Origin of the sequence: Flavobacterium zepuense, assembly GCF_007097145.1 — a bacterium.
GTDB lineage: Bacteria > Bacteroidota > Bacteroidia > Flavobacteriales > Flavobacteriaceae > Flavobacterium > Flavobacterium zepuense.
In genome coordinates, this window is the sequence record NZ_VJVZ01000005.1 from 67,542 (window position 1) to 87,965 (window position 20,424).

Below are 20,424 nucleotides of genomic sequence, written 5' to 3' on the forward strand. Positions count from 1 at the left end.
TTGTTTAAAAAGTTGCGGGTTTAAAAGATTTTTGTATCTTTATGTTCTGCAAATTTATGTAAATTACTATAATTGATATAATGAAATCGACCGAAATTGACTTACATAAAGAGTTAAAAAAATATTTTGGTTTTAACAAATTCAAAGGCCTGCAGGAAGGTGTTGTTCACAGTATCATCTCAGGCAATAACACGTTTGTAATAATGCCTACCGGAGGCGGTAAGTCGCTGTGTTATCAGCTGCCCGCCCTGGTGTTAGAAGGGACCGCTATTGTGGTATCCCCGCTTATTGCGCTTATGAAAAACCAGGTTGATGCCATTAGGAGCCTTTCGTCCGAAAGCGGCATTGCCCACGTATTAAACTCATCGCTTACCAAAACAGAGATCAACCAGGTAAAGAAGGATATCACATCCGGACTTACCAAACTGCTGTATGTGGCTCCGGAATCGCTTACTAAAGAAGAGTATACCACCTTTTTAAAGGGGGTGCCTATATCTTTTGTGGCCATAGATGAAGCCCACTGTATATCAGAATGGGGGCATGATTTTAGGCCGGAATACCGCAATTTAAGGACCATCATCCGCAATCTTGGCGATGTGCCGGTTATTGGCCTTACCGCCACGGCTACGCCCAAGGTACAGGAGGATATCCTTAAAAACCTGGACATGCCCGATGCAAACACCTTTAAGGCATCGTTTAACAGGCCCAACCTTTATTATGAAATACGTCCTAAAACAAAGAATGTAGAGGGAGATATTATCCGTTTTATACGCCAGCACAAGGGTAAATCGGGGGTAATATACTGCCTTAGCCGTAAAAAAGTTGAGGAAATTGCACAGGTGCTGCAGGTTAACGGAATTACTGCCGTGCCATATCATGCAGGGCTTGATGCCAAAACCCGTGCCCGCCACCAGGATATGTTCCTTATGGAAGATGTAGAGGTGGTGGTGGCTACCATTGCCTTTGGCATGGGTATAGATAAGCCCGATGTTAGGTTTGTAATTCACCATGACATTCCAAAATCCTTGGAAAGCTATTACCAGGAAACAGGCCGTGCGGGCAGAGATGGTGGCGAAGGCCATTGCCTTGCCTACTATGCCTATAAGGATATAGAAAAGCTTGAAAAGTTTATGAGTGGCAAGCCAATAGCCGAACAGGAAATAGGTTTTGCTTTGCTTCAGGAAGTTGTGGCATATGCCGAAACTTCGATGTCCCGACGCAAGTTCCTGCTGCACTATTTTGGTGAGGAATTTGATGCCGAAACCGGCGAAGGTGCCGAAATGGATGATAATACCCGTAATCCTAAGAAGAAAAAAGAAGCTAAAGACCAGGTTGTTACGCTGCTTGAGGTGGTTAGGGATACAAAAATGATGTATAAGAGTAAAGAGATCGTGTACACGCTTACAGGCAAGGTTAACGCTGTTATAAAAGCCCACAGGACCGATGCCCAGCCGTTTTTTGGCGTAGGTAAGGAGTATGAAGAAAAGCACTGGATGGCCCTTATAAGGCAGGTGCTTGTGGTTGATTACCTTAGCAAGGATATAGAAACGTATGGAGTGCTTAAGCTTACCAAAAAAGGAGAGGAGTTTATAAAGAACCCTGTCTCTTTTATGATGACCGAAGACCACGACTATAACGAAAGCGATGACGAAACCACGGTAACCAATGCCAAATCATCGGGAGTATCCGATGAAGTGTTGGCCAATATGCTGAAGGACCTTCGTAAAAAAGTGGCTAAAAAGCTTGGGGTTCCACCGTTTGTGGTGTTTCAGGATCCGTCTCTGGAAGATATGGCGCTTAAATACCCTATAACTGTAGAAGAACTTAGCGGCATTCACGGCGTGGGCGAGGGTAAGGCTAAAAAGTACGGTAAAGACTTTGTAGAGCTTATTGCCCGCTATGTAGAGGATAATGATATTATGCGTCCGGATGACCTTGTGGTTAAAACAACAGGTGCAAACTCAGCACTAAAACTGTATATTATTCAGAATATCGACAGGAAACTGTCATTAAATGATATTGCCAAAGCAAAAGGAATCGACATGGATACACTGCTTAAAGAAATGGAGCAGATTGTATATGCCGGTACCAAGCTTAATATAAAATACTGGGTAGATGATATATTAGACGATGAGCAGCAGGAAGAGATCCACGATTATTACATGGAAAGCGAAACGGATAGTATTAAGGATGCCCTTAAAGAATTTGATGGCGACTATGATACCGAAGAGCTAAGGCTGATGCGCATTAAGTTTATTAGCGAAGTAGCGAATTAGTTATCGGTTCACAGTTGATAGTTGTCAGACAAAAAAAGCAGCGGTAGTAAATCTATCGCTGCTTTTTTATTTGGGTGAAGCTGTTGTTAACCAACAACTAACAACCTAAAAACTATCCCTCATATAACTCCCCGCGGTGTGGCTTCAGGGCATCCCTTACAGGTATCATGTGCTCATCGGTTACAACCATAAAAGCAATAGCATGCATATCATTTACAACCGTAAAGCCCGTAATATTTAGCGGCAGTTTTTCCATTGCTATGTATTCTTTCAGGTGAATTTCGTGGTGTTCGGCGGTTTTAGCGGCGGCAGGCCCCCTAAAATCCCATATAAGTTTTATTTTTCTCATAGTGTGTATGTCAAAATTTGCGAATGGCAAAGTTACAAAGTTTGCAGCCGGCTTAAATACAGAATAAATATGTATTTTTGAATTTATACATCCATCTTAAATGAAGAACTACGCAGCTGCCTTACTCCTTGTAACCACTATATCTTTTGCACAGAGCCTAACGCAGGAACGCGCCAACGGCCTTGCCAAGCTTCCGCTTAAATGCCTGCAACAGGAATACCCCAACAAACTGAGCCAGCTATTGGCAGACTCTACCGAGCTTGCCGGGCCTAAAAAACTACACCCTGCATTTTATGGCTGTTTCGACTGGCACTCATCCGTTCACGGGCATTGGAGTTTGGTGTACCTGCTAAAGCATTTTCCAAACCTGGAAAACAAACAGGAGATCATCAGTAAGCTAAAAGTAAACTTATCAAAAGAGAACATACAGCAGGAGGTAGCCTACCTTAACAAGCCGCACGAAAAATCGTATGAACGTACATACGGCTGGGCGTGGGTGCTAAAACTTCAGCTGGAGCTGGAAACTTCAACTAAGGGTTATCATAAAGAAATGGCTGTCAATTTAAAGCCATTAACTAACATCATTATAGAGCGTTATATAGAATTTCTGCCTAAGCTTAACTATCCGCTAAGGGTAGGTTCGCACACCAATACGGCTTTTGGTATGGCTTTGGCCTGGGATTATGCTGTTTATGCAAATAACCTGCCTTTGCAAAACAGCCTGCGCGATAATGCGTTGCGCCTTTTTAAAAATGATGCCGATTGCCCCTTTACATGGGAGCCCAGCGGTACCGATTTTTTATCGCCATGTATGGAAGAAATTGCTATCATGCAGCGCATTATGCCCGAAAAAGAATTCCTGAAATGGCTTAAAGATTTTGCAAAGCCGCTGTTTGATAAAAATTATAAATGGGAGCCAGGTAAAGTATCCGACCGTAGTGATGGCCACCTTGTACACCTTGATGGGCTCAACTTTAGCCGCGCATGGAACTTTTACCGCCTTGCCAAACAATACCCTAAGCAATTGGGCCATTTAAGGCAACTGGCCGATGCACACCTCAACTTTTCGTTACCCGCCATTGTAGACGGTAATTATGAAGGGGAACATTGGCTGGCATCGTTTGCACTGCACGCTTTTGAGGAGAAAGGGGAGTAAGCAGTTTATAGTCGCAGTAAGCAGAGATACGTAGGCTTACGCATTCGTTACGCTGAGAACTGAGACTGAGAACTGACATCCTGCAACCAATAACTAAAAAAATGTTATTTTTGCGCCATGCCAAGAGAACTTCAAATACAGGTAGCCCCCGAGGTTGCCGCACAGCAGCCTTTACTATTAGATCATGTTGCTAAATTAATGCAGGTTAGTCCCGCCGATATTAGCCACATTACTATAGTAAAGCGCTCTATAGATGCCCGCCAAAAAGCCATTAAAATAAACCTTAAGCTGGCGGTGTATTACAAAGAAGAATATGTTGAAAAACCGGTAAGCTTACCTGACTATAAAAACGTGGATAACAGCCCCGAGGTTATCATAATTGGCGCCGGCCCCGCGGGTTTGTTCGCTGCGCTTCAGTTAATTGAGCTTGGTATAAAACCTATTGTTTTAGAGCGGGGTAAAGATGTTCAGGAGCGTCGCCGCGATCTTAAAGCAATTAACCGCGATCATATTGTGAGCGAAGACAGTAATTACTGCTATGGCGAAGGTGGTGCCGGTACTTACTCTGACGGCAAGCTGTACACGCGCTCTAAAAAACGCGGGGATGTAGACCGAATATTGCAGCTTTTTGTGGGTTTTGGAGCATCCGATGAAATTTTAGTGGAAGCCCACCCGCATATTGGTACCAACAAACTCCCTAAAATAATCGCGTCTATGCGCGAAAAGATCATTGAATTTGGCGGACAGGTATTGTTTGAAACCCGAGTGACCGACATTCTGGTTAAAGACAACGCAGTTCAGGGCGTAGTGACTCAAAAAGGCGATACTATTAACGCTAAGAAAGTTATACTGGCAACAGGCCACTCTGCGCGCGATATCTTTGAATTACTTGATAGAAAGAAAATTTATATAGAAGCAAAGCCGTTTGCCCTTGGCGTTCGTGCAGAGCATCCGCAAAGCTTAATAGACAGCATACAATACAGTTGCGATTTTAATACGGGCCGTGGCGAGTTTTTACCGCCAGCACCTTACGCCATTGTAAAGCAGGTTAACGGCCGTGGCATGTACTCATTTTGTATGTGTCCCGGTGGGGTAATTGCCCCGTGTGCCACCAGCCCCGGCGAGGTAGTAACTAACGGCTGGAGCCCATCTAAACGCGACCAGGAAACCGCAAATTCCGGTATCGTAGTAGAGCTAAAACTGGAAGATTTTGCACCGTTTGCAAAATTTGGTGCCCTTGCAGGGATGGAATTCCAAAAAAGCATTGAGCAGCGTGCCTGGCACCTTGCAGGCGAAACGCAACGCGTACCTGCCCAACGCATGATCGATTTTACCCAAAGTAAAGTGTCGGCGGATATTCCTAAAACATCTTATGTGCCGGGTACTACACCTGTAGAATTGGGTCAGGTGTTTCCGGGTTTCTTAACGCAAACGCTGCGCCAGGGCTTTATAGATTTTGGCAAGTCAATGCGGGGCTATTTAACCAACGAAGCCATACTGCATGCGCCTGAATCGCGTACTTCATCACCGGTTCGCATTCCACGCGACCCTGAAACTCTTGAGCACGTACAAATAAAAGGCCTTTACCCTTGTGGTGAAGGTGCCGGTTATGCCGGGGGTATTATTTCTGCTGCTATAGATGGAGAAAAATGTGCGCTTAAATGTGCTGATTTGGTTTAAATTATTCCAACCCCTTTTTATCGGGATGCCAAAAAGGCTTTGTCTTAATTTGTTTGGATGGCCACTCCTGTACTTTTCTAAAATAGTTGTTCATACCCGTGCAAAAAGCAGTTTCGCCGGCAATATAAACCAGTGTGTTTTCTTTAGGGATGTTGTTCCATACTACTTCTGTAATAACGGTTTCTAAAATATTTTCTTCATTTTTAAGATAACCAAAAGGTGTTGAATTGCTTAGGTCGGGGAAAATAAAGTCTTTACTATCAGCATAAATAATCCCCGTTACATTTTTGTTGATGCCCGCATGCCTGCGCAGTTCGTACAAATGCGATAGTGCAGAAACATCACCTAAAAGCAGGTAATTTTGAGCAGAATTATCTATTGTGAATTTGCCCTTAGGGCCGCTGTACAATACGGGATCGCCTACAGCTACTTTATTAGCCCATTGTGCTCCCCATCCGTCCGAAAATGTACACACAGCCAGGTCTGCCGTTTGTTGTAGCTCGTCATAATTCCAAACCGAATAGGTGCGCACCATATCGCTAAGGTTGGCGTTGTTGTGCCTGCCCACTAAAACCCTGAGATGCTCTCCCGGAATGTAGTTTTTAAAGTCGGCACCATTAACTTTAAGTTTAATGTGCCAGGTTTTGGGCGTTAATTGTTGTTTGTAAATTACAGTTGCCTTGTTTGATATGATATCGATAATAGAATTTAAGATTCCCATTTTGCGTTACAATTAATTAAATTGGCTGTATTGATTAGAAAGCCTAAATTATTGTGCAAAGTAACTGCCGGATAGCGTTTTATCTGTTAAAGGATAAAGGGCTATTATTGTACTATTCGCGGAATTTTTTACGGAAAGCTAATGGGGTTTGCCCTGTAATCTTTTTAAACTGGCGGGCAAAATAAGCATGATCCTGGTAGCCCAGTATGTAGGCTATTTGCTTGATGTCGTTATCAGTATAATAAATCAACTGTTTGGCTTCGTTTATCATAGCCTCTTGTAGCCAGTGGGTTATTGTAAAGCCGGTAGTGGTTTTTAGGCAGTGGTTAAGGTGTGCAGTAGTAATGTTTAGCTTTTGGGCAAAGAAAGAGGGCAGCTCTAAAAAAGAATGTTGTGAAAGCAGGGTATTAAACTGTTCTGTAATGGTTGCGGCCTGGTTTTGGCGGCTTTCTACAAGGGTAGATGTTGCCTCATAAAGCGCCGCAACCTGATGGATATAAGCTGTAAACAGCCCATTGATTATAGCGTTTTTATGCAGGTTATTTCCTTCTGATGTTTCATGCAACAGCTTTACAGTATTTACAAGTGTTTGCTGTGGTGTAAGGTGTAAAAATTGCTGTTTAGGGGCGAGGTTATTAAATACGGCACGGCATTGGGCGGGTATTAAAAACGATTCTATTCCTGTAAAATAACCCTCAATATCATCGCTGATATTTATGATGCCGTGTACCTGAAACGGTTTTATAACCAACAGGCCATTAGCGCTAATGGTAATATTTTCCATACCGCAGTGCATAATAGCGTTTCCCTTAGTCACCATCAGAATGATGTAATAATCATCCATGTGCTTGTCAAACACATCGTGGTTAGCATATTGCTCAGTATCTTTAGTAATTACAGGACGCATGTATTTAACAGTAATGCCGTTTGTGGCGCTGGCATCCTGTTTGTTAAGTGGTATTGTTATAGAATTTTTCAGGGCAGTACAGTAATTAAAATTTATCAAAATTAAAGAAAAAACCCTCTGTTACATTTAAAATGTCTAATTGTTTTGCTGTTTTATCTATCATAAAAATACTGTTTTGTTGTATTGATGATAGTTATGATCACCATCTTATCTTTCATTTTTTTTGAACGATAATTAACATGGCTTCAACGGCTTGATGTTAATTTAGGTATTAAATTTGTTATGATAATCTACGATTCCGGATTTTTTAAATCTTGAATCTGCAATCTTAAATCTGAACTCAATTATGGCTACAAAAAAAATATTACCACCACAGCAACTTACCAAATCGGACATTATAGATAAATATTCTGACTATTGCCTTATGCACGGCCACAAGCCTGCAACGGTTTATAAGTTTGCTAAAGAGAACGGTTTTGAAGAAGCCGACTTTTATAAATTTTTTGCATCGTTCGATTCGCTGGAGCGTTTTTACTTTGTAGAGATGTTTAATCATGCTTTAGAAACGCTGGAGCCGTCGCCAACGTATGCCGATTTTGGCGGTGTAGAAAAGCTAAGCGCCTTTTATTTTACTTTCTTTGAGATTGCCACGGCTAACAGGAGCTTTGTGGTGTACAGCCTTAACGAGGGGTCAAATACGTTTGATAACATCCGCAAGCTTAAAGAGCTTCGTGCTGAGTTTGGAAAATTTGCACAGTCAGTTTTAGACAAACCTTTTGAGCTTAAAAACCAAAAAGCAGATAAATTTCAGGGTGATGCCCTACGCGAAGCAGCCTGGCTACAGTTTTTATCCATCTTTAAATTTTGGCTCAAAGACACTTCCCCGGGTTTTGAGAAAACCGATATTTTCATCGAGAAATCGGTTAAGGCATCTAACGATTTAGTGTACAACTCGCCACTGGGCAGCCTTTTCGACCTGGGCAAATTCATCTTCAAAGAAAAATTTACAGCTTAATTACATGAAAAGATTAGATTCTATCCCCACAAATAAGATTGACAGGGTTGCCAAACTGGTTACCACAGGAGTGAAGGTAGGGGGGAATTACCTTAAATATTACGGGCAAAAAATGGTTAACCCAGAGCTAACCAAAGATGCCCTGCACGAAAATAACGCCGCTGACATTTACGACGGGCTTAAAGAACTTAAAGGCAGCGCCCTTAAAGTAGCCCAAATGCTGAGTATGGAAAAAAACCTACTGCCGCAAAGCTATGTAGAAAAGTTTTCGTTGAGCCAGTTCTCAGTTCCGCCACTTTCGGCACCATTAGTGGTTAAAACGTTTAAAAAGTATTTTGGTACAGAACCACATGTGCTGTTTGACGAATTTAGTGCCGACTCTATTAACGCTGCAAGCATAGGGCAGGTGCACCGCGCTAAGAAAGACGGTAGAGACCTTGCAGTTAAAATTCAGTATCCCGGCGTTAGGGACAGCATAAGTACCGATATTGCTATTGTAAAACCAATCGCCATAAGGATGTTTAACCTTCAGGGCACATCAGACGAGTATTTTCAGGAAATTGAGGATAAACTAACCGAGGAAACCGACTATGTGTTAGAGATCCAGCAAAGTGAATTTGTGAGACAGGCCTGCGAGAATATAGAGAACCTGCGTTTCCCGCAGTACTATCCTAAATTATCGTGCGAAAAGATCATCACTATGGACTGGATGGAGGGTATCCATTTATCTGAATATACCAAGGTACTGCACTCTCAGGAAGAGCGCGACAGGATAGGGCAGGCGCTGTTTAATTTTTATATGTTCCAGATACATAAGCTTAAATATTTTCATGCCGACCCGCACCCCGGTAACTTTTTGGTGGATAAAGAGGCCAACCTTATCGCCATTGACTTTGGCTGCATGAAAAAAATACCGGACAGCTTTTATATTCCGTATTTTGAGCTGATACAAAAAGGCGTGCTGGAAAATGATGCGTTGTTCCGCCAGAAATTAATTGAACTTGAAGTACTGAAAGTGAATGATTCGCCTGCGGATGCCGATTTTTTTACAGGATTGTTTAAAGAATTATTGCAGGTATTTACAAGGCCTTACGAGGCAGAAACATTTGATTTTTCTGATCCGTCATTCACAGGTGCAATTGCCGAGCTAAGTGAAAAGTTCGCTAACGATAAAACCCTTCGTAAAATGAATGGTAATCGTGGCTCTAAACACTTTATTTATGTAAACCGCATGTTCTTTGGGCTGTACAGCCTGTTGGCCGACCTGGGGTCTGTCATAAAAATTAATGATTATGAAAAGTACCACCTTCAAGGGCAACAAGAACTATCTGCCGTCTAAGTCCTGTGCTACATGCGGGCGAGAGTTTTCGTGGCGCAAAAAATGGGAAAAGAATTGGGATGAGGTAAAATACTGTAGTGATAAGTGTAGGAGATAATAGCAAGACACGAATTTGCCAGATGGTAGGTTCGTGTCTTGCTATTTGTGAAACTTTGCGCCTTCTTTGCGCTACTTTGTGTAATAATCCTTAACAACGCTTATCAAAAAGTTAAACCACTTCATTTCCGCAAAACTTTTCTTATTTTTGAAAGCTATTAAAGGATATGACAGAAGAACAAGTAATACTGGTTAACGAACATGATGAGCCCATAGGGCTGATGCCAAAAATGGAAGCACACGAAAAGGCGTTACTGCACCGTGCGTTCTCGGTTTTTGTGCTCAACTCTAACAACGAGGTAATGCTGCAACAGCGAGCTGCACAAAAATACCATTCGCCCCTGTTATGGACCAACACCACCTGTAGCCACCAGCGCAACGGCGAAACCAACCTTGAGGCCGGTACACGCAGGCTTAAAGAAGAAATGGGTTTTACTACAGAGCTTAAAGAATTGTTCTCATTCATATACAAAGCCCCTTTTGATAATGGCCTTACCGAGCATGAGTTTGACCATGTTATGATAGGCTATTATGATGATGCCCCGCAAATAAACCGCGAAGAGGCCGAAAGTTGGAAATGGATGGCTATAGATGATGTTAAGAGTGATATGCAAAGCCACCCGGAGTTGTACACCGTTTGGTTCAGGATAATATTTGATGAGTTTTACCATTTTTTAGAAGAACATAAGATATAGTTGCCAGTCTTCAGTGAACAGTTGCAGTTTTCAGTCGCAGTAAGCTGCTATCAACCAACAACCGACAACTACTAACCAATAACTATGAAAGTTACCGTAAGCCGTAGTGCCCATTTTAATGCTGCCCACCGCCTTTATCGTAAGGACTGGACGGAGGAGCGCAATAATGCTGTTTTTGGCAAGTGCAACAATGCGAACTTTCATGGGCATAACTACGAACTTATTGCAAGCGTTACCGGCGAAATAGACCCTGAGACCGGGTATGTTATTGATATAAAAATACTAAAGGATATTATTGTTGATGAGGTGGAAACCCCTTTTGACCATAAAAACCTTAACCTTGACGTACCGGAGTTTGCCGACCTGAACCCTACCGCCGAAAATATTGCCGTAATGATATGGAACCGCATGCGTAAGCGTATAGACCCCGCACTTACATTAGAGATTACCTTATACGAAACCCCAAGAAATTTTGTAACCTATAAAGGAGAATAAAGTATTATGAGCATAAAATTATACCCATTAGTGTTTGAACCGATACTGCAGGACAGGATTTGGGGCGGCACAAAATTAAAGACCGATCTTGGTAAAAATATACCTACCCAAACTACCGGCGAAAGCTGGGAGCTTTCTACAGTTAATAACAATGTTAGTGTTGTTAAGGCAGGCGAATACCAAGGCAAACCGTTAACCGATTTGCTGGAGCAGTATCCGGCAGAGATACTTGGCGATAAAGTGCACGCGCAGTTTGGTACGCAGTTTCCGCTGTTGTTTAAGTTTTTAGATGCCCGCGAAGATCTTTCTATACAGGTGCATCCTAACGATGAACTGGCTAAACAACGTCATAACTCTTTTGGCAAGACCGAAATGTGGTATGTAATGCAGGCCGATAAAGGATCGCGCATTATTGTGGGTTTTAAAGAAAAATCGAGTCCGCAGGAGTATTTAGACAAGCTGGAAAGCAAAAACCTTATTGATATCCTTAACCAGGAAGAAGCTAAAAAAGGCGATGTTTACTTTTTAGAGACAGGTACTATTCATGCCATAGGTGCCGGCATCGTGATTGCCGAAATCCAGCAAACCAGCGATATTACCTACCGTATTTATGACTGGGACAGGGTAGATGCTAACGGTAAAGGCCGCGAACTGCATGTAGAGCAGGCATTGGATGCTATGAACTATAATACTACCGATACTAAAAAAGAATATACCAAAGACGAGAATAAGAGCAATACCGTGGTAGACTGCCCTTATTTTACCACGAACTTTTTACCGCTAAACGGCTATACCGATATTAGCAAAAGCGGCGATAGCTTTACCGTTTACATTTGTACAGAAGGAGAATATACCCTTGAGGCAAATAACGAAACCTATGCGTTTAAAAAGGGCGATACGGTACTTGTGCCAGCTGATTTAACGGCATATTCGCTAACGGGAACTGCCACTTTGTTAGAAATATATATTTCTTAACAGATAAGTGGGCGATTAATTGTAGTTTTGCAAAATAAATTAAAAACATAGAGACATGTCAAGTGTAAGAAATCTAAAAAAAGACATCAATTTTGTATTAGGCGATATTATTGAAGCAGTATACCTTACTGAGCTTTCTACAACAGGAAAACCATCTGATAAATCAGAAGCGATAGTAGATGAGGCAATTAGTACTTTTGATAACTTAATTAAACAAGTTAACGCTAAAAAAGTAGAAAATAAAAAAGCGCACTTTAAACAAATTAACAAACAGTTAGAAGAAACTGCGGGTCAGCTTGTTGCAAAGATCAACGCACTTTAATCAAAAAAAATCAATAAAAAGTGCCAAAATAATTTTGGAAATTTAAAATCCGCTATTATATTTGCACCCGTATTGAGAACGCCGGTGTAGCTCAGCTGGCTAGAGCAGCTGATTTGTAATCAGCAGGTCGTGGGTTCGAGTCCCTCTATCGGCTCAATAAAACAACCGCCTTAGGAAACTAAGGCGGTTTTGTTTTTTCTATATTTGGGTAAAATTTTTAAATTCGTTTACCATGCTGCTTCCCGCCTATAATAACACCGATATTAAACAACTGCTTGCGCAAAACCCTTTGTACGTTTTTGCTTTAGAGTCGGAGGCATCGCAGGAGTTTGCCGATGTTAACCCGCTTTTTGTTGGTATAGGTAAGCTTAATGCTCTATACCACTTAGTAAAGGCTATAGATAAGCAAAGGCCCGGTATAGTTGTTAATTTAGGATCTGCGGGCAGTTTAACCCATAAGTGTGGCGATGTAGTGTGCTGCACTGAGTTTGTACAACGCGATATGGACGTTACAGCGCTCGGATTTAAAAAATATGAAACTCCCTTTGCTGTCCACGATCCGGTGCTTATAAACGGCCTTAAAATCGACGGTATGCCACAAGGCATATGCGGCACAGGCGACAGTTTTGTGGTAGACCATAACACGACAGACTATAGTGTGATAGATATGGAGGCATACCCGCTGGCGTGGGTGTGCATGCAGGAACAGATTCCTTTTTTGTGTTTAAAGTATATTTCTGATTGTGCCGATGGCGCTGCTGCCGAAGACTGGCCGCAAATGGTTAAGCATGCTGCTGCTGCTTTAAAGGCGGCAATAGTGAGTTTGCAGATGTAACGCGGCTAATTTGTAGTATTCCTACCCTTAACCAAACCAACAATAATATTTGCCAATAATAATAGCTGGGCAAGTATAAAAATTGCAATAACCAACACAAGGAGCAGGTTGGCGTAGCCTTTGCTCAAAATTCCGCTATCAAGGTAGTTTACTATTGGAAGAGCAATTAGGTAGATAAAAACAATGCCTGTGGTTGCCTTTGCGTGCAATTTTGTGAGCTTTGGATTGATATTGCGTTTAGATTTATACAAGAGCCAGTATATTGCCCCAATTAAAAAGTAAAACTGCGTACAAAAAAGTGCAAAATGAAATTTGTTTACAACATAGTACGTATCGTATATGTTGATGAGCATCATACGCTCATTACTAAGCATAAACTGAAACAATCCCACAATAAAAATTAAAAGGGCAGTAACCCAAAAGTAATTATCTGCCCTATGTTTAAATTTTATTTTCATTTGCTATGTGCTGACTGAATACTGAAACTATAAACTATTGTACAGGTGCTGCCTCGGCTTTTTTGCGGTCGGCTACATATTTAGTAAGCATCTTGCCGTAAAGTGAATTTGCTACTTTAGGAGTCATGCTTTTCCTTATGGTGTCAAGGTATTTTGTATTGGCATCCGGAATTTCAGATAGCGCAATGTAAGGGGCAACCTCATACTTGGCATTGGTAAGTGCAAAGTTGGCTGTATAAAGATAGCGCCTTTTTAAGTGCTGATCGCTTTGTAGCGAAATACTATCCAGCTGTGCTATATTTTTGCTTTTACGTGCCTCTATATCCTTTGCAACAAGATCCAGGCTTGCATCGGTAAGGCGCTTTTTAACCGTTAAGAACTCTTTGTATACATCGTTGTTTTTAGAGCCTGTGATTTTTGCATCCGAATAAAAACGCTCTAAGTATGTATCAATTTTAATATTTCCCGGCTCGGCAAAGAATGGCAGGTTATCATCAACCGAATTACTTTTAACCCTGTCGATTACCAGATACAGCATCTCGGGCGAATCCAGTTTTAAATGGCTCTCAAAATTAGGGCTGCCATCAACTACTATAGTGTCGATGTTTACCATAGCCGTATCAGCAAATTTTTGAATGAACAGTTTACCCTTTTTAAAACCTTTAATAGTACCTGTAATGTGCACATTAGCATCGCTATGGTCTTCTTCTTTATTACAGGCAACAAGCAATACAAGTGCACTAAGGGCAAGCAACATATTTTTCATGAAAGCAACAGTGTTAAAATTTCCGCAAAGTAATGAAAATTATGCTTAGCAGCTATTTCGATATAGAATTTTATGAAGCTGATAAATTATTTTATTTAAACGATAAAGCTTAAAATAAGTAACGGCCGCTATTTTGGCGGCCGTTACTATTATATTTGAAAATCTTTATTGTTTTAAAAGCTTTTGTACTGTTTTAGAATTGTTGTTTCCTGTAACTTCTATAAAATAAGTACCGGATGCAAATGTAGACCCGTCTATTTGCAGGCTGTTTGTAGTAATGTTATTGTTTGTATAAAGCGTTTTGCCTGTAATATCATAAATTCTTACTGCTGTTATTATATCAGCTTTACTGCCTGCTGCAACATTTATAATGTCTTTAGTTGGGTTAGGGTATACAACAAAATTAGCTGCATTAACCGTGTTAACACTAAGCGGGGCCATAAAATGTGTCTCGAAAGTATTGGTAACGATAGCCGGGTTAAAGTCGAAATATATGCTGGCGGTATTAGGTATAACTGTTTCTACTGTAACTATAGCCGGTTTTACTTTAAAGTATACAAAACCGTGGCTGCCGGGTTCGTCATTCATTTCGGCAGGTAACATTATGTTATTAAATATCCATACAAGATTGTTGTTTGTATTGCTGAATGTAAAATCGTGGCTGGCGTGCAGAACTTCTACAGTGTTTGCATCTAACTGGCCATCTAATAAATCTTCTATCCTAACATTTACCGCACTTGCCGTACCCGAGTTTTGGAACCGTATGGTGTAGTACAGATAGTCATCTTCTGTAAAATCATCAATGATGATATCGCGCCCGTGCGACTCAACTTTATCGTTAGGGTCGTATGATCCTATAATTGTCTGTACTGTTTGTGAGCTGTTGTTACTGGGCGTTACATCATCTGTTAATGGAGTTATAGTTGCCGATGAGGTTAACAGGTCGCCAAGGTTAACGGTAGGTATTACAGGTACTTCCATAGTTACTACTATGGTTCGGGTTTCAAAGGGAGCAAGGTTGGTATACGCAACGTCAAATCCGGTAGTTGTCGTTACCGCTGCGGTTTCAGAAATATCTGTAATTGTAACCAGTGCATCGTTAGTAAAGCTTACTGTGCCTGATGGAACGATCTGGTTGCCAAGATTGGTATAAATAAGGGTCTCGGTATACGTAAAGCCCGGCATTGGATTACCCGTTGGTATAACATATACGGCTACATCCTGATAATCGCCTACAGGCGTAACGGCAAAAGTATAGGTAGCAATAGAATTTTCTGCACCAAGCGGAACATCATCATACGATGATGGTGCTACAGTGTAATAAGCGGCATACTCTGCGGGAAGTGTATATTGGATGTCGTAAGTTGTACTGTTAGAAACGCCATAGATTGTATAGTTTCCATTATATGAAGTTACACTATGTGGTGCCGCCTCAGTATCGCCCTGATACACGAAATCGCCAAGCGGGAAGGGGCCTTCGCCATTATCCTGTATGCCGTTGGCATTACTGTCTAAAAAGGCAGTTAGGTTAATGCCTGCGCAATTTAAAACCCCTGTTGATTGGGGAGTATTGTTAATGGTAATATTTCCTGCCTGCGCTGAGAAGTTAGTAATAAGCAGGATGTAATATTCGCCTGCAACGGCATTGTCTATATTAACAGTTTCAAACGCGCTTCCTGAGTAGCTGCAATCAACGGTGTTTTCTTCGGTAAGTAATAGGTCGCATGCGGCGTTGGCATCTTCAAAAGGGCCGTAACAAATAAAATCAACATCAATAGGGGTGCCGCCCAGTGTATACTGTTCCAAATCGAAAACAAAGCTACCGCTTTGACTAACCGGTAAAATAAACCATACGGGATTGGGCTGAGTAGCCAGGCAACCGTAGTCGTTAACCGGGTTTGCAGGTGTTCCGCTTATAACGTTAGCAAAGGGTACACCCAATGACCCGCATAACGGATAAGCGCCAGAACACTGGCTTGAATCCTGGGCATATACAAAATGCCCACACATAAAAATAAGGGAAAGTAAAAATTTCTTCATAGCAGTAAGGTTTTACTGCAAATTACATAATTTTTTAATATGTTGGTTACGTAGGTGTTAAGTTTTTTAAGAAACTAAAAATCCCCTGCTTTTTAAGGGCAGGGGATGAATATCAATTGATGTTATATTAATTTCCTTTAAGCCATGCTTCCCTTAGCTTAGCTTTAGAAGCATCGGTAGCGTGGTAGCCTTCAACATCGTCTACAGGCATTTTTACCTTGCCTTTAAGAACAACCTCTTTGCCATCGCGCTTAACTTTCATGCTAATAGTTTCGCCGTCTTTCCAGTTGGTGCTGCTCATTATCATGTCGTAAATATTATCAAGGTTGTAGTTGGTATCGTTAACGGCAAGTATAATATCGCCTTTTTTAACGCCAAGTGTGCTAAAGAATTCATTAGGTTCTATATCGCTCCTTAAAAATATCTCTTTAGTTTGGTTTACACCAATGTACGGCTCCTGTTCACCCTTAATAAACGGATTACCCGGCTTTTTAACGGTAGTTTTAGTAACGCCCATTTTAGCAAAATAAGTATCGTAAGGTATCGGCGTATTGCCCGCTACATAGGTTTTTAAAAACTCGCCAACCGTAGGGTTGGTAAGTGTGGTAATTTTACCAAATAGGTCTTCGTCGTTAAAAGGCTTATTGTTACCATACTCTTTACTAAGGTCGCGCATTAAGGCTAAAATACCTTTTTGGCCATTGCTGCTTTCACGAAGCTGAATATCAAGGCACATTGCAATAAGGGCACCTTTTTGATATACGTTTACATAAGCATCTTTGTACGGTTGCTCCAATACGTTCTTACTCATTTTTGTAAATGGCATGGTATCGTCAAAACGTTTGGCCTGTGCAATTTTATCGGCGATACGGCCTAAAAAAGCATCCTCATCTATAAGCCCCTGCTGGATTTGGAAAAGGTTGGCAAAATATTCGGTAACACCTTCGTACATCCAAAGGTGCTCACTCATTTTAGGAGTGTTGTAGTTAAAGAACTGAATTTCTTTACTGTGCACACTAAGCGGGGTTACAATGTGGAAGAACTCGTGAGAAACAACGTCTTTAAGCGTTTCGTTAAGCTGCTCCTCCGGCATTTGCTCAGGAAGCACTACTGTAGTTGAAGTAGTGTGCTCTAAAGCGCCAAAGCCCTGTGCATCTTCTTTACCGGCTGAAGAAAGGTAAATAAGGACACTGTATTTTTTGGTACTGTTTATAGGGCCAAGGAATTTTTTTTGCGCCCTCATCATTTTCTCCATAGCCGGGGTAATATCCGCAGCTTTTACTTTGCCTGTAGGCGAATATACACTAATGATAATATCCATATCATCTACTTTAAAAGTAGTATAATCCGGTTTAGAGTACATTATAGGATGGTCTACCAATTCAGGGTAGCGTGAAGTTGTAAATACATCAACTTCATTACTTGCATTGGTATCTACCATAGATGTAGCTCCCCAAAGCGTAGCAGGGTGGGTAATGGTAACCTCATAAGGAAGTTCGCCCTTACCTTCAAAATAACCTACAAAACCGTGAGTGTTAAGTAAAATGTTCTCGCCTGCAAGGATATTGGTTCCTGATGGTGAGAAAATAGCATCTTCCTGTTGGGTTTCGTTATCAAACGTATCATTAACCAGGTACGTTACCTTAGCCAGTTTTTTAGCGCCCGATATCTTCCATGAGTTATCGTCTCCTTTAACTACGGTAAGTTCTTTACCTTTTTTATCAAAAGCTTTAAAGCCTTCAATCCATTTACCGTAATTGTCTTCAGAGTAGGTTCCCGGTATAATTTTAGGTACGTAATAGGTTGTTGTTTCGGTATCTAAAGGCTGCGGAATAACGGTAACCAGTACTTTGTCATCCTTAATGTCTTTAAGGTCTATAGCAACCTTAACTTCTTTGCCTTTTTGTGCATAGGCAAAACCGCCCATGGTTAACGCCATAGCCAGCGTGCAAATAAATCTTTTCATAATGTGTATCTAGGTTTTAGATAAGTAGGGTTTAGGGTGTTTTTGTTACAGCCTAAAGATAGAAAATAATATGAAAAACAAAATATTTGTTGGTTTACGCCTTATATTTTTTAGAATTGCACTCAACAATATAAGTGGGCATTGCTTTAAAGCAATGCCCACTTATATAAAAAGTAGGGAGACAACAATTTCCTTACACCTTATTTTCAATCTGATATTTTTTGGAATTGGACCTGATAATCAGGTATGGAATACCGATAGCAAGGGTGGTTATGAGTGAGTAGGTTTCAATTGCAGGGTTTTTAAGCCCTAATGCCAATAAATATCCCGCTAATACCCCAAGTGCCATGGCAAACATTACATTGCGTAAAAGCGTAGCTAATCCGGCAATGTCTATCAGTGCCTGTTTTTCTTTGGGCAGGGTATTGTAACCGGCTATCAGGTAATACATTTTGCCGTATTTTATCATGATGCCCAGTACCGCGAATAATAATGCAACTCCTAACATACCTTATGTATTTAAATTGATTTTCTTAAGATTTAATTCAATATCGGGTTTAATAGTTAACAGCTCTTTTACAAACCCAATTTTATCTTTTGGCGATACCACCACGCTATCATATGTGCTAAAGAATAGTTCGAGCCGGTCTAAGGATAATGCCGGTGCGCTGATCCAGTTCATATCATCGCTTATTTTCCGGATAGTTTTAATGTCTACTGTTTGTTTCGTGAATCCACAGTTAACTTTAAGGATATTACCATCTATAGTATAATACGTAGTAAAGAACATATGGACGATAAAAGCTAATGGCGGAAGCATGACTAAAAGTCCCGGCCATGCATCTCCTAATACCATTAGTACGGAAGATCCGCCAAAAACCACAACAAGGGGTATGGATAACTCTAATCCTATTTTAGACTTGTAAACCACTGTTTGATTATTTTACCTGTTGCAATATCCAGTTGCTTATTTCTGCTAAGGCAGATGGAGCAAATGTTTCTTCAATGTCGCTGTACTCCTGTGGCGAACCTGTGGTACTGTTTTGGAACAGGTGGTTAAGGTTAGGCAGTTGCTTGGTTACAACTTTTTTGTTGCCGCTTTTTGCCGCTGCCCTTTTAATAGCATCAAGGTTTGCAGTAGGAGGTACCTGTAAGTCCTTTTCGCCATTAAGTGCCAGTATGGGGCATTTAACCTGCTCCAATGCCGGGTAAGGATTGTAGCGCATAAAATTGCTAAACCACGGCGAAGCTATCTCTGCAGCCTGGTTTTCGATATACGGGCCTAACTGATCCTGCGGAATACCTTTAGAAATAAGTATCGGTTTTAGTTCGGCAGTATAAATATCGGTGGCCTTCTTTTTTATTAATGCGGGGTCAGTTTCCTGTTTTACAGCATCATATACTTTTTTGTTGATGGCGCCTAACTTATTAAGTTCGTCCTCTGGCATGCCGTTAGCTTTGCCGATTAAAAATTGCTGAAGCAGCAATAGTTCATCGCCCGGTATGGCTGTACCTGCAAGCAATACAATGTATGCCACATCCGGGTTGGCATTAGCCACAATTGGGGCAATAATTCCGCCTTCGCTATGGCCTATAAGCCCAATTTTCTTTTTGTTTACCTCTTTGCGTGTTTTAAGATAGGCCAGTGCAGCCTCGGCATCGGTGGCAAAATCCTGCGTGGTGCCTTTACCAAAATTACCTGTGGATGATGCTGTGCCACGATCGTCATAACGCAATACCCCAATACCTTTGCGTGTAAGGTAATCAGAAAGGATCAAGAATGGCTTGTGACCCAAAAGTTCTTCGTCGCGGTTTTGCGGCCCGCTACCGCTGATTAAAATAACCACAGGGTAGTTACCTTCTTTTTTAGGCAGGGTAAGCGTACCGGCGAGGGTAATGCCTGCTTTATCGTTTTTAAATGTTACTTCTTCCTCGTAATACGGGTAGGGTTTTACAGGCTCCTGTGGTCGTTTGGCTTTTTCTACCACTATTTCTTTGCGGCTCAGTTCTAACGGTAAATCGTTACCATTCTGGCTAAAGTTGCCTTTAATAACGTCATTTTCAAGCGTGCCTTTAAAGCTTATACCACCTTGTGGTATACCAAAAGCCAACAGGTTTTTTTCAAAAGCTATGGTAGGTACGGGTATGCCGTTAGCGCCCTGATCGGGACTGTCCATAGTAGCAGTATAACCGGCTTCGGTTTTGGTAATGTTAAGGTTTATGCGCAGTTTACCACCGGGAAAAACCAGCTGGCCGTACCACGGCCCGCTAATATCCTGGGCAAATAAAGATGTTGCTATAAAAAGCAGTGCAAGGGTAAGTAATTTGTTCAT

At 41.3% G+C, this 20,424-nt stretch carries 21 protein-coding genes and 1 tRNA gene; 12 read left to right on the forward strand and 10 right to left on the reverse strand.

Annotation, left to right across the window (positions count from 1 at the left end):
• The first annotated feature begins 80 nt into the window (after positions 1-80).
• On the forward strand, positions 81-2,276 hold the full coding sequence (gene recQ / locus FMM05_RS09110) for a DNA helicase RecQ (protein WP_143373062.1): 2,196 nt from the start codon (positions 81-83) through the stop codon (positions 2,274-2,276).
• Between the two features lie 112 nt (positions 2,277-2,388).
• On the opposite strand, the gene FMM05_RS09115 is transcribed toward recQ, so the two are convergent.
• A complete protein-coding gene (locus tag FMM05_RS09115; RefSeq protein ID WP_143373063.1) occupies positions 2,389-2,625 on the reverse strand; it encodes a hypothetical protein in 237 nt (78 codons plus the stop codon).
• 100 nt (positions 2,626-2,725) lie between these two features.
• On the opposite strand from FMM05_RS09115, the gene FMM05_RS09120 reads away from it, so the two are divergent.
• Both FMM05_RS09120 and FMM05_RS09125 read left to right on the forward strand, forming a co-directional pair.
• Positions 2,726-3,781, forward strand: a complete 1,056-nt coding sequence (locus FMM05_RS09120) for a DUF2891 domain-containing protein (protein WP_143373064.1) — start codon at positions 2,726-2,728, stop codon at positions 3,779-3,781.
• A gap of 117 nt (positions 3,782-3,898) precedes the next feature.
• Positions 3,899-5,461: an NAD(P)/FAD-dependent oxidoreductase gene (locus FMM05_RS09125; protein WP_143373065.1), complete on the forward strand. Its 1,563-nt coding sequence runs from the start codon at positions 3,899-3,901 to the stop codon at positions 5,459-5,461.
• 1 nt (position 5,462) lies between these two features.
• Here FMM05_RS09125 and FMM05_RS09130 read toward each other — a convergent pair whose 3' ends face one another.
• The gene (locus FMM05_RS09130; RefSeq protein WP_143373066.1) at positions 5,463-6,182 is read right to left on the reverse strand and encodes a siderophore-interacting protein; all 720 of its coding nucleotides are present in this window, start codon (positions 6,180-6,182) and stop codon (positions 5,463-5,465) included.
• A gap of 112 nt (positions 6,183-6,294) precedes the next feature.
• Positions 6,295-7,188, reverse strand: a complete 894-nt coding sequence (locus tag FMM05_RS09135) for an AraC family transcriptional regulator (protein WP_143373067.1) — start codon at positions 7,186-7,188, stop codon at positions 6,295-6,297.
• 247 nt (positions 7,189-7,435) lie between these two features.
• Between FMM05_RS09135 and FMM05_RS09140 the strand changes: the two genes are divergently transcribed.
• The 9 genes from FMM05_RS09140 to FMM05_RS09180 all read left to right on the forward strand — a co-directional run bounded on the left by FMM05_RS09140 (position 7,436) and on the right by FMM05_RS09180 (position 12,861).
• Positions 7,436-8,104, forward strand: a complete 669-nt coding sequence (locus FMM05_RS09140) for a TetR family transcriptional regulator C-terminal domain-containing protein (RefSeq protein WP_143373068.1) — start codon at positions 7,436-7,438, stop codon at positions 8,102-8,104.
• Positions 8,105-8,108: 4 nt separating this feature from the next.
• On the forward strand, positions 8,109-9,443 hold the full coding sequence (locus FMM05_RS09145) for an ABC1 kinase family protein (protein ID WP_143373069.1): 1,335 nt from the start codon (positions 8,109-8,111) through the stop codon (positions 9,441-9,443).
• Positions 9,397-9,540, forward strand: coding sequence for a DUF2256 domain-containing protein (locus FMM05_RS09150; RefSeq protein ID WP_143373070.1), 144 nt, complete (start codon positions 9,397-9,399; stop codon positions 9,538-9,540). The genes FMM05_RS09145 and FMM05_RS09150 overlap by 47 nt, the downstream gene beginning before the upstream one ends.
• A gap of 166 nt (positions 9,541-9,706) precedes the next feature.
• Positions 9,707-10,234 (forward strand): isopentenyl-diphosphate Delta-isomerase, encoded by a 528-nt coding sequence (gene idi, locus FMM05_RS09155; protein WP_143373071.1) that lies wholly within the window; start codon positions 9,707-9,709, stop codon positions 10,232-10,234.
• Positions 10,235-10,318: 84 nt separating this feature from the next.
• The gene (locus tag FMM05_RS09160; RefSeq protein WP_143373072.1) at positions 10,319-10,729 is read left to right on the forward strand and encodes a 6-carboxytetrahydropterin synthase; all 411 of its coding nucleotides are present in this window, start codon (positions 10,319-10,321) and stop codon (positions 10,727-10,729) included.
• A 6-nt stretch (positions 10,730-10,735) separates the two neighbouring features.
• Positions 10,736-11,704, forward strand: a complete 969-nt coding sequence (locus tag FMM05_RS09165) for a type I phosphomannose isomerase catalytic subunit (protein ID WP_143373073.1) — start codon at positions 10,736-10,738, stop codon at positions 11,702-11,704.
• Between the two features lie 55 nt (positions 11,705-11,759).
• A complete protein-coding gene (locus tag FMM05_RS09170) occupies positions 11,760-12,026 on the forward strand; it encodes a hypothetical protein (RefSeq protein ID WP_143373074.1) in 267 nt (88 codons plus the stop codon).
• Positions 12,027-12,106: 80 nt separating this feature from the next.
• Positions 12,107-12,180: transfer RNA gene (locus FMM05_RS09175), tRNA-Thr, on the forward strand.
• 78 nt (positions 12,181-12,258) lie between these two features.
• The gene (locus tag FMM05_RS09180; protein WP_143373075.1) at positions 12,259-12,861 is read left to right on the forward strand and encodes a 5'-methylthioadenosine/S-adenosylhomocysteine nucleosidase family protein; all 603 of its coding nucleotides are present in this window, start codon (positions 12,259-12,261) and stop codon (positions 12,859-12,861) included.
• Between the two features lie 5 nt (positions 12,862-12,866).
• On the opposite strand, the gene FMM05_RS09185 is transcribed toward FMM05_RS09180, so the two are convergent.
• The 7 genes from FMM05_RS09185 to FMM05_RS09215 all read right to left on the reverse strand — a co-directional run bounded on the left by FMM05_RS09185 (position 12,867) and on the right by FMM05_RS09215 (position 20,424).
• On the reverse strand, positions 12,867-13,319 hold the full coding sequence (locus FMM05_RS09185) for a hypothetical protein (RefSeq protein ID WP_143373076.1): 453 nt from the start codon (positions 13,317-13,319) through the stop codon (positions 12,867-12,869).
• Between the two features lie 34 nt (positions 13,320-13,353).
• A complete protein-coding gene (locus tag FMM05_RS09190; RefSeq protein ID WP_143373077.1) occupies positions 13,354-14,085 on the reverse strand; it encodes a DUF4369 domain-containing protein in 732 nt (243 codons plus the stop codon).
• A gap of 165 nt (positions 14,086-14,250) precedes the next feature.
• A complete protein-coding gene (locus FMM05_RS09195; protein WP_143373078.1) occupies positions 14,251-16,125 on the reverse strand; it encodes a T9SS type A sorting domain-containing protein in 1,875 nt (624 codons plus the stop codon).
• 127 nt (positions 16,126-16,252) lie between these two features.
• Positions 16,253-18,091 (reverse strand): M61 family metallopeptidase, encoded by a 1,839-nt coding sequence (locus tag FMM05_RS09200; RefSeq protein WP_143373079.1) that lies wholly within the window; start codon positions 18,089-18,091, stop codon positions 16,253-16,255.
• A gap of 193 nt (positions 18,092-18,284) precedes the next feature.
• Entirely contained in the window at positions 18,285-18,599 is a 315-nt protein-coding gene (locus FMM05_RS09205) for a DUF3784 domain-containing protein (protein WP_143373080.1), read from the reverse strand.
• A 3-nt stretch (positions 18,600-18,602) separates the two neighbouring features.
• Positions 18,603-19,022, reverse strand: a complete 420-nt coding sequence (locus tag FMM05_RS09210; RefSeq protein WP_143373081.1) for a PH domain-containing protein — start codon at positions 19,020-19,022, stop codon at positions 18,603-18,605.
• A 7-nt stretch (positions 19,023-19,029) separates the two neighbouring features.
• A complete protein-coding gene (locus tag FMM05_RS09215; protein WP_143373082.1) occupies positions 19,030-20,424 on the reverse strand; it encodes an alpha/beta hydrolase family protein in 1,395 nt (464 codons plus the stop codon).

Coding starts and splice junctions, on each gene's coding strand:
- FMM05_RS09145 (WP_143373069.1), top strand. CDS start 8,109: ATGAAAAGATTAGATTCTATCCCCACAAATAAGATTGACAGGGTTGCC.
- FMM05_RS09170 (WP_143373074.1), top strand. CDS start 11,760: ATGTCAAGTGTAAGAAATCTAAAAAAAGACATCAATTTTGTATTAGGC.
- FMM05_RS09200 (WP_143373079.1), bottom strand. CDS start 18,091: ATGAAAAGATTTATTTGCACGCTGGCTATGGCGTTAACCATGGGCGGT.
- FMM05_RS09205 (WP_143373080.1), bottom strand. CDS start 18,599: ATGTTAGGAGTTGCATTATTATTCGCGGTACTGGGCATCATGATAAAA.
- FMM05_RS09180 (WP_143373075.1), top strand. CDS start 12,259: ATGCTGCTTCCCGCCTATAATAACACCGATATTAAACAACTGCTTGCG.
- FMM05_RS09195 (WP_143373078.1), bottom strand. CDS start 16,125: ATGAAGAAATTTTTACTTTCCCTTATTTTTATGTGTGGGCATTTTGTA.
- FMM05_RS09150 (WP_143373070.1), top strand. CDS start 9,397: ATGAAAAGTACCACCTTCAAGGGCAACAAGAACTATCTGCCGTCTAAG.
- FMM05_RS09140 (WP_143373068.1), top strand. CDS start 7,436: ATGGCTACAAAAAAAATATTACCACCACAGCAACTTACCAAATCGGAC.
- recQ (WP_143373062.1), top strand. CDS start 81: ATGAAATCGACCGAAATTGACTTACATAAAGAGTTAAAAAAATATTTT.
- FMM05_RS09190 (WP_143373077.1), bottom strand. CDS start 14,085: ATGAAAAATATGTTGCTTGCCCTTAGTGCACTTGTATTGCTTGTTGCC.
- FMM05_RS09115 (WP_143373063.1), bottom strand. CDS start 2,625: ATGAGAAAAATAAAACTTATATGGGATTTTAGGGGGCCTGCCGCCGCT.
- idi (WP_143373071.1), top strand. CDS start 9,707: ATGACAGAAGAACAAGTAATACTGGTTAACGAACATGATGAGCCCATA.
- FMM05_RS09120 (WP_143373064.1), top strand. CDS start 2,726: ATGAAGAACTACGCAGCTGCCTTACTCCTTGTAACCACTATATCTTTT.
- FMM05_RS09160 (WP_143373072.1), top strand. CDS start 10,319: ATGAAAGTTACCGTAAGCCGTAGTGCCCATTTTAATGCTGCCCACCGC.
- FMM05_RS09130 (WP_143373066.1), bottom strand. CDS start 6,182: ATGGGAATCTTAAATTCTATTATCGATATCATATCAAACAAGGCAACT.
- FMM05_RS09165 (WP_143373073.1), top strand. CDS start 10,736: ATGAGCATAAAATTATACCCATTAGTGTTTGAACCGATACTGCAGGAC.
- FMM05_RS09215 (WP_143373082.1), bottom strand. CDS start 20,424: ATGAACAAATTACTTACCCTTGCACTGCTTTTTATAGCAACATCTTTA.
- FMM05_RS09185 (WP_143373076.1), bottom strand. CDS start 13,319: ATGAAAATAAAATTTAAACATAGGGCAGATAATTACTTTTGGGTTACT.
- FMM05_RS09125 (WP_143373065.1), top strand. CDS start 3,899: ATGCCAAGAGAACTTCAAATACAGGTAGCCCCCGAGGTTGCCGCACAG.